The following is a 12,657-nucleotide window of genomic DNA, read 5'->3' on the forward strand; positions in this document are numbered from 1 at the left end:
AGTGAACCAATGACGCATTGGGGGATCATGACCACGAACCGGCTCATCACCGCGATGGCAGTGGGCACGTCTGCTGCATTGCTGACGGTCGGCGTGACCGCAGTAGCTCACGCCCAGCCGGCAGCGCCGCTGCCCGCACCGCTGCCGATCGACGGGACCTTGGCCCCCGGCCTGCCCGCGATGCAGAGCCTCGGCCCGGTGATCCAGCAGGCCGCGTCCGATCCCACCAATGCGGCATCGATGTTGATGGCCGCCGCCGCGGTGTTCGCGGGAGACATGGCCGCACCGCAGCCCTCCCGCGACGTCGCGTCGGCGGTCAACACGTTTGCCGCGCAACCCGTCGCCCACGTTCCCGCCACCGGCGCGGTGCCGGGGATGGAGGCGCATCTTCCGGCCGGCATCAACCCCGCGCACGCCGTCGGCCCCGCGCCGGAGGCGCTGCCCGAGGTGGCGCATGCCCCGACCGCCGCCGTCGCGCCCGGCGCTGCGCCGGCGCCCGGGCCCGCGCCGGGACCTGAGGTCGCGACACCCGTGAGCGTGCCGGGGGCTCCCGCGCCTGCCGCCGCGCCCGCTCCTGCCGCTGCGCCTGGGGCCGCACCGGCCCCCGGGGCTGCTGCACCGGGGTTGACCGGTCCGAACGCGCCCGTCACGCAGGACTTTCTCTACCCGTCGATCAGCAACGGCTGCCTCGCCGACGGCGGCAATGTGCTCGCGGCCGCGATCTCGGTGGCGGGCCCGGCGACGATCCCGCTGCCCGGCCCCGGCCCGGGCCAGACGGCCTACGTGTTCACCGCGATCGGGACTCCCGGCCCCGCGGCCGAGCAGAAGTTGCCGCTGAACGCCACCTGGGTGAACCTCACGACCGGCAAATCGGGCAGCGTCACCCTGAAGCCGCGCCCCGACCTGAACCCCCAGGGCCCGACGACGCTCACTGCGATCGCCGACACGGGATCGGGAAGCATCATGTCGACGATCTTCGGTCAGGTCACGACGACCGAGAAGCAGTGCCAGTTCATGCCGACGATTGGCTCGACGGTCGTTCCCTGACCCCCGAACCGCGAAATATCATTCCGGGCTGTGATCCGTGCGTCGGGCGCAGCCCGGAATGATATTTCGCGAAGGGGTCAGTAGGCCATGAACAGGATGGCGTCGCGATCGTAGTCGCGACCCGGGTGCACCTCTGACAGGTGCGCCTGAGCCTTCTCGACGAGGTCTTCCTCGTCCTTGCCGGTGATCGCTTCGCCGCAGGGGCAGTTGAGGTGAGTCTTCATGACTTCACAATGGCACAGCAGTTCACCATGGCGCAGCGTCCACCGCGGCATGAGACAAGATCGTCGACATGGACCTCTACGACGTGATGCGGACGACCGGAGCCGTGCGGCGGTTCACCGACGATCCGCTTCCCGACGACGTCCTCGGGCGCATCCTCGACAACGCCCGGTTCGCGCCGAGCGGCGGCAATCGCCAGGGCGTGCGGGTGATCGCGCTGCGCGACCTGGGCACGCGGGAGGCCCTCGGCGCACTGTGTGCGACGGGCGCGCGCCGCTACATCGCGCAGAAGCGCAACGGCGAAGGCCCGTGGAACCCGTTGCAGCCCATGCAGATATCTGTCGAGCAGCTCGCGGCCACCGAGGTGCCCGCCGAGCTGTCGACGCCGCTGCTGACGTCGGCCGTGGTCCTGGTCGTGTGCGTCGATCTCGGCGTGGTGGCAGCCTTCGACCAGGACCTCGACCGCGTCGGCGTGATCGCGGGCGCGTCGGTCTACCCGTTCGTGTGGAACGTGTTGCTCGCCGCGCGCAACGAGGGCTTCGGCGGTGTGCTGACCACGATGGCCGTCGCCGAGGAGCCGCGGGTCAAGGAACTGCTCGGCATCCCCGACGGCTACGCCGTGGCCGCGGTGCTGCCGCTGGGCAAGCCGCTGCACCAGGTCAGCAAGCTCACGCGCCGGCCGGTTTCGGAGTTCGTCACGCGAGAGAGGTTCGACGGTCGGCCTCTCGGCGACTGAGTTCCATCATCTCCTCGAGCTTGGCGACCGGCGCCGCGTCGCCGAGCATGGCGACGATCGTTCTCATCGGTATGGATCCGACCATCCGGAGCATGTCGGGCGCCTGCTCGGCAGCGTCCGCCCCGGCCGCGAACTCGGCGAGTAGCGCGGGGCCTGCGACGGGGTGGGTGAACCATTGTTCGACCGTCGACTCCATGGTGAGCGCGTCGACCAGGTGATCGCCGTGGAGCGTGACCGATTCCTGGAGGGTCACGGTCGCGGCGTTCTCGCACACCTGCACGGTGTACTCACCGGGCGCGACAACCCACCCTGCGCGGTCGACGTTCCAGTAGGCGAAGGCGCGGCGGTCCAATTCCATTGTTGCGGTTCGGGTTTCACCGGCTCCCAAGTGAAGCTTGGCGAACGCGCGTAACTCGCGCCGCGGTCGGCGAACGGGACCGGCCGACGTCGACACATAGACCTGGACGACATGGCTTCCTGCCCGGCCGCCGGCGTTGGTGACGGTCACCGACACGCGCGCGGTGTCGTCACCGGTGACCTCCACACTGAGCCCACCGACGTCGAACGTGCTGTAGGACAACCCGTGTCCGAACGGGTACCGTGCGGGCAGACCCACGGTCTCATGCCAGCGGTAACCCACCATCACGCCCTCGCCGTAGCGGACATGCCCCAGCTCGCCGGGAAAATTCACATGGCTGGCGGTGTCGGCCAGCCGCATCGGAATGGTCTCGGCGAGTCGTCCCGAGGGATTGGCGACACCGAACAAGAGGTCTGCGAGGGCACCGCCGCCGGCCTCGCCGAGCAGGAACCCTTCGAGTATCGCATCGACGTCGTCGTGCCAGGGTTCCAGCGAGACCACGCCACCGTTGGACAGCACCACCACCGTTCGGGGAGCGACGGCGGCAACGGCGCGGATCAGCGCGATCTGGTTGTCCGGCAGTGCTATTCCGTCGCGGTCGAAGCCCTCGGACTCGTCCTGCTCGGCCAGCCCGGCGAACACGACGGTGACGTCGGCGCGGCGAGAGATTGCCACCGCGTCGTCCACCATCTCGGCGGCCTCACCGGACCCGTCAGTGCTGAATCCGGGCGCGAATGCCACGCTTCCCGAGCACAACTCACGGATGGCGTCGAGGGCCGCGTCTACCTGGGTGGCGTTGATGTGGGAACTGCCGCCGCCCTGGAATCGCGGCGTCCGGGCGAACTCCCCGACGACGGCGATGCGCGCGCCGGCGGCCAGCGGCAACGTGTCGTGGTCGTTCTTGAGCAACACCGCACACTCGGTCGCGAGCTCGCGGGCGAGCGTGTGGTCGGCGCCCAGATCGAGCTCGCCGCCGGAGGCAGCCGCCAGCCTCGTCAACGTCGACACGCGGTCGACGGCGGCGTCGACGGCCGACTCGTCGAGTTCGCCCGCCTGCACGGCTTCGACGATGCGCCGCGCGCCTGCTCCGCCCGTCCCCGGCATCTGCAGATCCAACCCGGACCGCAGCGCGGCGACAGGGTCCCGCACGGCGCCCCAGTCCGAAACCACCGCCCCGGTGAACCCCCACTGTTCACGCAACACATCGGTGAGCAGCCAACGATTCTCGGAGGCGTGAACACCGTTGATCCGGTTGTACGAGCACATCACCGTCGCGGGTCGCGCGTCCGTGACAACGCGCTCGAAAGCCGGGAAGTAGATCTCCCGCAGCGTGCGCTCGTCGACGTCGGCGCTGACGCGCATGCGGTCGGTTTCCTGGTTGTTGGCCGCGAAATGCTTCATCGATGCCCCGACACCGTGCGCCTGCTGCCCCCGGACGTGTGCGGCCGCAAGCACTCCTGTCAGCAGGGGATCTTCCGAGTAGTACTCGAAATTGCGCCCGCATAGGGGTGAGCGTTTGATGTTCACGCCCGGCCCGAGGGCCACGTGCACACCCAGCGCCCGAGCCTGCCTGCCGACCGCCGACCCGACGCGTTCTGCGACGGCCGGATTCCAGCTGCTGCCCACCGCTACCGCCGGCGGGAAGCACGTCGCGGGGCGGCTGTCGTGCAAGCCCAGATGATCCGGCGAACCCTCCTGAAGACGGACACCGTGCGGCCCGTCGGTCAGCACGATCGACGGGACACCGACGCGTTCGATGGGCGTGGTGCTCCAGAAGTCCCGTCCGCACAGCAGCGCTGCTTTTTCCTCGAGCGTGAGCTGTTCCGTAGTCGGCACAGCGTCTCCCTTCTCTTACTTACTACCTATAAGGTACTAGGTAGCATTGTCGGGACGAGAGGCGCGAGATGACTGCATCAGTAACCCCCCGTACGCGCACCCGCCTGCCCGCCGCCGACCGGCGGCATCAAATACTCTCGGCCACAGCCACTCTCATCGCGCAGCGCGGATATTTCGGATTGTCGGTGCAGGACGTCGCCCACGCGTGCGGGCTGACGGTGCCCGGAGTCCTGCACCATTTCCCCTCCAAGGACGAACTGCTGCTGGCAGTACTCGCGCATCGCGACAGTGAGGACGCCGCCGCACTGGCCGCCCAGTTCGGCGAGACGCAGGAGCCGGTGGCACTCGACGGCGTGCAGGCGCACAGGGTCTGCGCAGCCATCATGGAGCGCAACGCCCGGCAGCCCGAACTGATCCGACTGTTCGTCGTCCTCGGCGCGGAAGCGCTCACCCCCGACCACCCCGCACACGACTTCTTCCGGGCCCGGCGGAAACGGACGCTGGCGTTGTTCGCGGCGGCATTCGCCGCGCTCGCCGCGGATCCCCGCGCACTGGCACGTCACGTCGTGGCACTGATGGACGGCCTGCAGCTGCAATGGCTGGAAGCCGACGGGGAGATCGACCTGGCAGCGGAGTGGCGGCGCGTCAGCCGCACCCTCTTCGCCGCCGATGTCGACGGCGCGTCTGGGTGACGGCACGCCTGCCGCATGAGACCTTGGACAGGTGACGGTCACGTTGGGTTATGCCACGGCCGTACCCGGTCGCGGCGACCTCGACGAGCAACTCTCTCAACTGGCGGACGCGGGGGTCGATCCGCGGCGAATCTTCACCGACAGGACTGCGGGCTCGGCGGACAAGATGCGCGCGGGGCTGCTCGCCCTGCTCAGCTACGCCCGCCCCGGCGATGTGGTCGTCGTGGCGGCGCTGGAACGGCTGGGACGTTCCGTGGCCGAGGTGGCGCAGACCGTCGCCGACCTGACCGCGCGCGGAATCACGCTGCGCTGTCTGCAGAACGGGCTGGACACGGCCACGTCGACGGGACGTGTGGTCGCCGAAGTGCTGACCGATCTGGCCGCACTCGACGTCGGCCCGTCCGAGAGTGCGCAGAGGTCGTGAATCAGCCCTTGGCGGCCTTCGCTGCCGCCTTCGCTTCTTTCTTGTACGACCGCACCTTTTGCAGCGTCCCCGGATCTTTGACGTCGGCCACCGACATGTGCGTGCCCGCCTTGCCGTAATCGCCGGCCGCGGCGCGCCAGCCTTTGGCATCGACGCCGTACTGCTTGCCGAGCAGTGCCAGAAAGATCTTGGCCTTCTGCTCGCCGAACCCCGGCAGCGCCTTGAGGCGGCGCAGTACGTCGGCGCCGTCGGCGCCGTCGGACCACAGCGCGGCCGCGTCGCCGCCGTACTCGTCGACGATCACCTGCGCCAAGGCCTGGACCCGCTTGGCCATCGAACCCGGAAAGCGGTGCACCGCAGGCGTTTGTGCGCACAGCGCGGCGAACTCCTCCGGGTCGTAGTCGGCGATCACGCGGGCGACGAAGCTACCGATGCGGTCCTCGAGCTTCTTCGGGCCGCCGAACGCCACCTCCATCGGGATCTGCTGATCAAGCAGCATGCCGACCAGCAGCGCGAACGGGTTGGCCTCGAGAAGCGCATCGGCCGCGGGTTCCTGAACTAACTGCAGTTTCGCCACGCGGCGAGTCTAAGTCGTGCCGGGAACCCTCGGGCACAGACGACTGGCGCAAATCCGGGCTTGTGTGCCGGTGGAGTGTGCGACCGTGTATCGAACTGTCGCGACCCGATCCGTGGGGGATGGACATGAAACGTGTGCTCGCAACTCTTGCCGCAGCGGCGGCCGCCGCTCTCGCCTTCGCGCCCGCGGCACACGCGATACCGGACCAGGGCACGCCGGAGTTCGACGCCTATCTTCAAGGCCTGCAACGCAATGGCTACACCCTCAATCCCGACACGGCATGGCGTGTTTCGCACCAGGCATGCATCGGCGGCATACCGGGCTACATCGGGCTGGAACTGGCCGCTCAGGGCGTGATCGGCCCCGGAGCTCAGGAGCGGGTGTTCGACGTGGCCAGGACGTACGCCTGCCCGGTCCAGTAGCTGGGGGCTCCTCGACCACGCCGTAGGGTTGGGCCCACCCGCACGCGAGGAGCAGAACAGATGTCCGGCGAGCTCGCGATCGCTCTGACCGCCGCCCTGATCCTGCTTGCCGTCGCCGCCGTCGTCCTCGCCGTCCGCACCCGCCGCGTCGTCGCGACGCCCACCGAACGCGCTGTCCACGCGGCCCTGCACACCGCGTCCCTGGCCGCCCGGGCGTTGCGTCGGGGCCTCACCAGCGACTCCGCCCGCACCGCCGCTCCGTTCCTGCGCGACCTCACCGGCAGCGATGCGCTGGCGGTGTTCGGCGGCGACAGCCAACTGCTCGCCCGCGACCCCGACGACGACTGGGACGACGACCTCGTCGAGGCCTGCGAGCGTGCGGCGCGCCAGTCGATCTCCGGCGAACGCCGGGTGATGACGCACGCCAGGACCTCGGTGGTCGTGGGCCAGCCGATGGTCAACGAGGCCGGCGACATGCTCGGCGTGCTGGTGATCGTGACCACCCGCTCCCCCGGGCCCGGAACGCTCGGCGCCGTCGGGGAAGTCGCCCGCTATGCCGCGAGCCAGATCGAGCTCGCCGAACTCGACGCGTCGCGCGCCCGGCTCGACCGCGCCGAGGTGCTGGCGCTGCGCGCACAGATCAGCCCGCACTTCATCTACAACGCCCTCAACACGATCGCGTCGTTCGTCCGCACCGATCCCGACCGCGCCCGCGAGCTCATCCTCGAATTCGCCGACTTCACCCGCTACTCGTTCCGCGCCGCCGGCCAATTCACCACGCTGGCCGACGAACTGCGCAACATCGACCGCTATCTGACCCTCGAGCGGGCCCGGTTCGGGACAGCACTGAAGGTGACGCTGCGCGTCGCCCCCGAGGTGCTCAACGTCGTCGTCCCCTTCCTTGCGTTGCAGCCGCTGGTGGAGAACGCGGTGAGGCACGGCTTCGCGGGACGCGGCAGCGGATCCATCGAACTGATCGCGCGCGACGAGGGCTCCGACTGCGTCATCACCGTCGAAGACGACGGCGTCGGAATGGATCCCGACGCGCTGCGCGCCGGACCCGGTGACGCCCTCTCCGACAGCGCCGCGGACAACGAACGCGCAGGCGCCCACGTCGGGCTGACCAATGTCGACCATCGGCTGCGGGCGGCGTTCGGCAACGACTACGGTCTGGTGGTCGAAACCGCGATCGGCGCGGGCACCAAGGTCGTCATGAGAGTGCCGAAGTTCCGGTCGGGCGTGCGGGCCAGCGGAGGTGGATTCGGGTGAGGCTACAGCGTCGAAAGACCGAACTGTGACGAAGCCGCTCACCGTTCTCGCCGTCGATGACGAGGCCCCCGCCCTCGACGAGCTCGCCTATCTTCTCGACAGACATCCGTGCATTGCCGAGGTCTTCCGTGCCGGCGACGCGACTTCGGCACTGCGAGAACTCAATCTGCGCTCCATCGACGCAGTGTTCCTCGACATCAACATGCCCGGCCTCTCGGGGATCGAACTGGCCGGCGTTCTGGCCAACTACGCGCAGCGGCCTGCGATCGTGTTCGTCACCGCCCACGACGACAAAGCCGTCGCGGCCTTCGACGTCGGCGCTGTCGACTATCTGCTCAAGCCGATTCGCGAAGACCGCCTCGACGAGGCGGTGCGCCGCGCCGCCGCCGCGCACACCGCAGCCCCCGCGCTGCCGGACGACGAGGAGCCGGAGTCCGACGTGATCCCCGCCGAGCTGGGCGGGGTGACCCACCTCGTCCCGCGTGACAGCATCGGCTGGGTCGAAGCCGAAGGTGACTACGCGCGGCTGCATTCCGCGTCCGGCTCGCACCTGGTGCGCATCCCGCTGAGCACGCTCGAAACCCGGTGGCGTGACCACGGTTTCCAGCGCGTTCACCGGTCCTACCTCGTGGCACTGCGCCTCGTGACGGGTCTGCGCACCGCCGACGGTGCGGTCCTGGTACGGCTGCGAGCCAACGGCGCGTCGCCGGCCGTCGAGCTCCCCGTGAGCAGACGGCAGGCCCGGGAACTGCGAGACCGGCTGGTGCGCAACCCGATGCGCAGCCTGCGCCCCGCCGGGAGTTCGGATGACCAGTAACGAACGGCCGCAACGTCAGCGGGTCGTGCTGGCCCACCGACGCGGTGCCCGCATGGTGCGCACCCGCGTCGAGGTCCAGGAACAGACCCAGGTCGGTGACGCGCTGGTGCGCGGGCTCGTGCGCGCGCAGCTCGGCCTGGCGCTGCGGCTGGCCGCCGTGGTGGTCGCGCTGATCGGCGCCATCCCCCTGCTGAACGCGGTGTTCCCCGGTTTGGGTGCGGTCACCGTGTTCGGCCTGCGTCTGAACTGGCTTGTGCTGGCAGGTCTGGTGTATCCGCTGCTTTACGGCATCGGCTGGTTCTACGTGCGGCTCGCCGAGCAGGGAGAGCGCGACTTCGTCGGCGTCGTCGACGCGGAACCATGACGGGCTCACCGCTGACGGCTGCCGCGCTGATCGCCGCGGCCGTGGCCACCGTCGCGATCGGCGCCTATGGGGTCCGGTTCTCGCGCACCACCTCCGACTTCCTGGTGGCCTCGCGCACCGTCGGCTCACAGTGGAACGCCGCCGCCATTTCGGGGGAATACCTCTCGGCCGCTTCCTTTCTCGGGGTGGCGGGGCTGATCGCGAAGTACGGCGCCGACGCGCTGTGGTATCCGGTCGGCTTCACCGCCGGCTATCTGGGCCTGTTGCTGTTCGTGGCCGCCCCGCTGCGACGCTCGGGCGCCTACACCGTCCCTGACTTCGCCGAATTCCGGCTCGGCTCAGCACGACTGCGCAAGGTCGCGATGCTTGTCGTCGTCGTGGTCTGCATCTTTTACCTGGTCCCCCAATACCAGGGCGCGGGTCTGGCGATGAAAACCCTTCTGGGCACGCCGGTGTGGCTCGGCCCGGTCGCCGTCGGCGCGATCGTCATCACCAACGTCGTCGCCGGTGGCATGCGCTCCATCACGTTCGTGCAGGCGTTCCAGTACTGGCTCAAACTCACCGCCGTCGCGATCCCCGCGCTCGCCCTGACGGGTCTGTTCCTGACCGATCGGGGCGGAGAACTCGGCGGACCGCTTCCCCCGACGGTCCAGCAGGACACCACGGTGGCCATCGAGACCGACGTCGTCGTCCAGGTGGCCGAACCGACGGGGATCACGGTCACCGGCACCCTCGACGACCGGCCGGTGCAGGACGCGACCATCGGCCCCTCCGGCGCGCACACGTTGGGTGCGGGCAGCACCCTGACGCTGGCCGCCGGCGCGGCCACTCCCGTCGTCGCCGGCACGCCGAGCGCGGGCGGTGACTGGATCGCGTCCGGCGGTGGCCTCGGCGGTGCTCACCCGCTGTTCCAGGTGCTGTCGATCATGGTCGCGACGTTCCTGGGCACGATGGGCCTGCCCCATGTGCTCGTGCGCTTCTACACCAACCCCGACGGGCGCGCGGCGCGGCGGACCGCGCTCGCGGTGATCGCGCTGCTGTCGCTGTTCTACGTGTTTCCCACCCTGCTGGGCGTCTTCTCCAGGCTGTACGTGCCGCAGTTGCTGATCACCGGAACCGCCGACGCCGCAGTGCTGCTCGCGCCAGGCTCGGCGATCGGGGGGCCGGTCGGCCAGTTGCTGGCCGCGCTGGTGGCCGCCGGCGCGATCGCCGCGTTCCTCGCCACTTCGTCGGGGCTGCTGGTCAGCTTCGCCGGGGCGCTGGCCACCGACGTGCTTCCCGGCCGGGTCCGCGATTTCCGGATCGCCGCCGTGGTGGGTGGATTGATTCCGATTCCGTTGGCGCTGGCGGCTTCTGGCGGCCTGGAGCTGTCCCGCAGCGTCGGGCTGGCGTTCGCCGTCGCCGCGTCGACCCTGTGTCCACTGCTGGTGCTCGGCATCTGGTGGCGAGGGTTGACGGCCAGAGGCGCCATGTGGGGCCTCGCGGTGGGCGGGTTGCTCTCCGGCGTGGCGGTGACGGTCGCGGTGGTGGGCGGCGTCGACGAGGACGTGCTCGGGGGCTGGCCGGCGGTGCTGATCGGCTATCCGGCGGCGGTCAGCGTGCCGCTGGCGTTCGCGACGATGATCGTCGTCAGCCGGTTGACCCGCGCGAGCATCCCCGACGATGTGGCCCAGACGTTCGCGCGGATGCACGTGCCGGAGAACCTGGGCATGGGCATCGAGCGCATGCCTCGGAACTGACGCGCCCAGATCCACCTTGCCCACCGTTCGTCGTCGCCGATCGACCGCTCACCGCACGCACCCCCGAGCTCACCGTGTGACCTGCGTCAACGCTGGGTATGTGACCTGCATCTCAACTACGTTCACCCCAGAACCGGTTCACAACGTCGTAGGAGCGTGAGATCAAGGTGTCCGAAACAGACCTTCCGATTCGCCCGGAAGCCATCAGTGGCGATCGCTATCTGGAAGTGCAAGCCAGCCCGGAGTTCCAGGAACTGCGAAGTAGGTTGCGCCGCTTCGTTTTTCCCATGACGGCCGTCTTCCTGATCTGGTACGCCGTCTACGTGCTACTGGGCGCGTTCGCGCACGATTTCATGGCCACCAGGGTCTGGGGAGACATCAACGTCGGCCTGCTCATCGGCCTCGGCCAGTTCCTGTCCACCTTCCTCATCACCGGGCTCTACGTCCGATTCGCCAACCGTGAGCTGGATCCGCGCGCCGGGGCGCTGCGCGAGCAATTGGAGAGTGAGATCAAATGACCACCACCGTGCTGGCCGCCGAGACGGTCGGTAACCCGCTGGCCAACATCGGCATCTTCAGCCTTTTCGTCGTCGTCACCATGATCGTCGTCATCCGAGCGAGCAAGCGCAACGCCACCGCCGCCGAGTTCTTCACCGGCGGCCGCGGCTTCTCCGGCCCGCAGAACGGCATCGCGATCGCCGGCGACTACCTGTCAGCCGCCAGCTTCCTCGGCATAGCCGGGGCGATCGCCGTCTACGGCTACGACGGCTTCCTGTATTCCATCGGTTTCCTTGTCGCGTGGCTCGTCGCGCTGCTTCTGGTCGCCGAATTGCTGCGTAACACCGGCAAATTCACCATGGCCGACGTGCTGAGCTTTCGGCTCAAGCAGCGGCCGGTGCGGCTGGCCGCGGCGACCAGCACACTGACGGTGTCGCTGTTCTATTTGCTGGCCCAGATGGCCGGCGCCGGCGGCCTGGTTGCGCTGCTGCTCGACATCAACAGCCGGGCCGGGCAGTCGGTAGTCATCGCCGTGGTGGGCATCCTGATGATCCTCTACGTCCTTGTCGGCGGTATGAAGGGCACCACCTGGGTCCAGATCATCAAAGCCGTCCTGTTGATCGCCGGCGCCGGTTTCATGACGGTGATGGTGCTGGTGAAGTTCGGGGTGAACTTCTCGGAGATCCTGGGTTCGGCGCAGTCGGCGATCAGTGGCGCCACCACTGCCGGCGTCGCCGACCGCGACGTCCTGGCACCCGGCGCCCAGTACGGCGGCTCGCTGACCTCGCAGATCAACTTCATCTCGCTGGCCCTGGCATTGGTGCTCGGCACCGCGGGTCTGCCGCACGTGCTGATGCGGTTCTATACGGTGCCCACCGCCAAAGAAGCGCGGCGGTCCGTCGTTTGGGCGATCGCGTTGATCGGCGCGTTCTACCTGTTCACGCTCGTGCTCGGCTACGGCGCGGCCGCGCTGGTCGGCCCGGACCGCATTCTCGGCGCCGCGGGCGGTGTGAACTCCGCGGCCCCGCTGCTCGCGTTCGAACTCGGTGGGGTGATCCTGCTCGGCATCATCTCCGCGGTCGCGTTCGCGACGATCCTCGCGGTCGTCGCCGGCCTGACGATCACCGCGTCGGCGTCGTTCGCGCACGACATCTACGCAAGCGTGTTGAAGTCTCACAAGGTGACCGAGGCCGAGCAGGTGAAGGTTTCGCGTATCACCGCCGTCGTGCTCGGTGTGTTCGCGATCGGCCTCGGCATCCTCGCCAACGGCCAGAACGTCGCGTTCCTCGTGGCGCTCGCGTTCGCGGTCGCGGCGTCGGCCAACCTGCCGACCATCGTGTACTCGCTGTACTGGAAGCGATTCAACACCCGCGGCGCGCTGTGGAGCATGTACGGCGGCTTGATCTCCTGCATCGTGCTGATCGTCTTCTCTCCGGCGGTGTCGGGCAGCAAGACAGCCATGATCCCCGGAGCGGATTTCGACTTCTTCCCGCTGGCCAACCCGGGCATCGTGTCGATCCCGCTGGCATTCGTCCTCGGCATCGTCGGCACGCTGACCTCGCCGGACCGGGGTGACCCGAAGGTCAACGCCGAGATGGAGGTCCGCTCGCTGACCGGTATCGGTGCCGAGAAGGCGGTCGCCCACTAGGGCACACC

At 68.8% G+C, this 12,657-nt stretch carries 14 protein-coding genes; 11 read left to right on the forward strand and 3 right to left on the reverse strand.

The features are described from left to right. Window positions 1-27: 27 nt before the first annotated feature. Window positions 28-1,047, forward strand: a complete 1,020-nt coding sequence (locus ACAG24_RS19760; RefSeq protein WP_374150791.1) for an Rv1157c family protein — start codon at window positions 28-30, stop codon at window positions 1,045-1,047. Between the two features lie 77 nt (window positions 1,048-1,124). Here the strand turns inward: ACAG24_RS19760 and ACAG24_RS19765 are convergent, their stop codons facing one another. Continuing rightward, window positions 1,125-1,271, reverse strand: a complete 147-nt coding sequence (locus ACAG24_RS19765; RefSeq protein ID WP_011893038.1) for a DUF1059 domain-containing protein — start codon at window positions 1,269-1,271, stop codon at window positions 1,125-1,127. Between the two features lie 68 nt (window positions 1,272-1,339). On the opposite strand from ACAG24_RS19765, the gene ACAG24_RS19770 reads away from it, so the two are divergent. Continuing rightward, window positions 1,340-2,005, forward strand: coding sequence for a nitroreductase family protein (locus tag ACAG24_RS19770; protein WP_370475749.1), 666 nt, complete (start codon window positions 1,340-1,342; stop codon window positions 2,003-2,005). Here the strand turns inward: ACAG24_RS19770 and ACAG24_RS19775 are convergent. Then, the gene (locus ACAG24_RS19775) at window positions 1,965-4,199 is read right to left on the reverse strand and encodes a glycoside hydrolase family 3 C-terminal domain-containing protein (RefSeq protein ID WP_370475750.1); all 2,235 of its coding nucleotides are present in this window, start codon (window positions 4,197-4,199) and stop codon (window positions 1,965-1,967) included. The genes ACAG24_RS19770 and ACAG24_RS19775 overlap by 41 nt on opposite strands. A gap of 68 nt (window positions 4,200-4,267) precedes the next feature. Here ACAG24_RS19775 and ACAG24_RS19780 point away from each other — a divergent pair, with 68 nt between their 5' ends. Continuing rightward, window positions 4,268-4,891, forward strand: a complete 624-nt coding sequence (locus tag ACAG24_RS19780) for a TetR/AcrR family transcriptional regulator (RefSeq protein ID WP_370475751.1) — start codon at window positions 4,268-4,270, stop codon at window positions 4,889-4,891. A 31-nt stretch (window positions 4,892-4,922) separates the two neighbouring features. After that, window positions 4,923-5,315, forward strand: a complete 393-nt coding sequence (locus ACAG24_RS19785; protein ID WP_370475752.1) for a recombinase family protein — start codon at window positions 4,923-4,925, stop codon at window positions 5,313-5,315. Between the two features lies 1 nt (window position 5,316). On the opposite strand, the gene ACAG24_RS19790 is transcribed toward ACAG24_RS19785, so the two are convergent. Further along, entirely contained in the window at window positions 5,317-5,892 is a 576-nt protein-coding gene (locus ACAG24_RS19790; protein WP_370475753.1) for an HhH-GPD-type base excision DNA repair protein, read from the reverse strand. A 119-nt stretch (window positions 5,893-6,011) separates the two neighbouring features. Here ACAG24_RS19790 and ACAG24_RS19795 point away from each other — a divergent pair, with 119 nt between their 5' ends. From ACAG24_RS19795 to ACAG24_RS19825, 7 genes are all read left to right on the forward strand, one after another. Then, window positions 6,012-6,314: a DUF732 domain-containing protein gene (locus ACAG24_RS19795; RefSeq protein ID WP_370475754.1), complete on the forward strand. Its 303-nt coding sequence runs from the start codon at window positions 6,012-6,014 to the stop codon at window positions 6,312-6,314. A gap of 60 nt (window positions 6,315-6,374) precedes the next feature. Further along, window positions 6,375-7,583 carry a sensor histidine kinase gene (locus tag ACAG24_RS19800; protein ID WP_370475755.1) on the forward strand — a complete coding sequence of 403 codons (1,209 nt, stop codon included), beginning with the start codon at window positions 6,375-6,377 and terminating at the stop codon, window positions 7,581-7,583. 25 nt (window positions 7,584-7,608) lie between these two features. Beyond that, window positions 7,609-8,400 (forward strand): LytR/AlgR family response regulator transcription factor, encoded by a 792-nt coding sequence (locus tag ACAG24_RS19805; RefSeq protein WP_370475756.1) that lies wholly within the window; start codon window positions 7,609-7,611, stop codon window positions 8,398-8,400. After that, a complete protein-coding gene (locus ACAG24_RS19810) occupies window positions 8,390-8,764 on the forward strand; it encodes a DUF485 domain-containing protein (protein ID WP_370475757.1) in 375 nt (124 codons plus the stop codon). The genes ACAG24_RS19805 and ACAG24_RS19810 overlap by 11 nt, the downstream gene beginning before the upstream one ends. Beyond that, on the forward strand, window positions 8,761-10,503 hold the full coding sequence (locus ACAG24_RS19815) for a sodium/solute symporter (protein WP_370475758.1): 1,743 nt from the start codon (window positions 8,761-8,763) through the stop codon (window positions 10,501-10,503). Before ACAG24_RS19810 ends, ACAG24_RS19815 begins: the two co-directional genes overlap by 4 nt. Before the next feature lie 167 nt (window positions 10,504-10,670). Then, window positions 10,671-11,021, forward strand: a complete 351-nt coding sequence (locus tag ACAG24_RS19820; protein ID WP_370475759.1) for a DUF485 domain-containing protein — start codon at window positions 10,671-10,673, stop codon at window positions 11,019-11,021. Continuing rightward, window positions 11,018-12,649: a monocarboxylic acid transporter gene (locus tag ACAG24_RS19825; protein WP_370475760.1), complete on the forward strand. Its 1,632-nt coding sequence runs from the start codon at window positions 11,018-11,020 to the stop codon at window positions 12,647-12,649. Before ACAG24_RS19820 ends, ACAG24_RS19825 begins: the two co-directional genes overlap by 4 nt. The last annotated feature ends 8 nt before the right edge of the window (window positions 12,650-12,657 follow it).

The sequence above is a fragment of the Mycobacterium bulgaricum genome (assembly GCF_041287165.2).
Lineage (GTDB): Bacteria > Actinomycetota > Actinomycetes > Mycobacteriales > Mycobacteriaceae > Mycobacterium > Mycobacterium bulgaricum.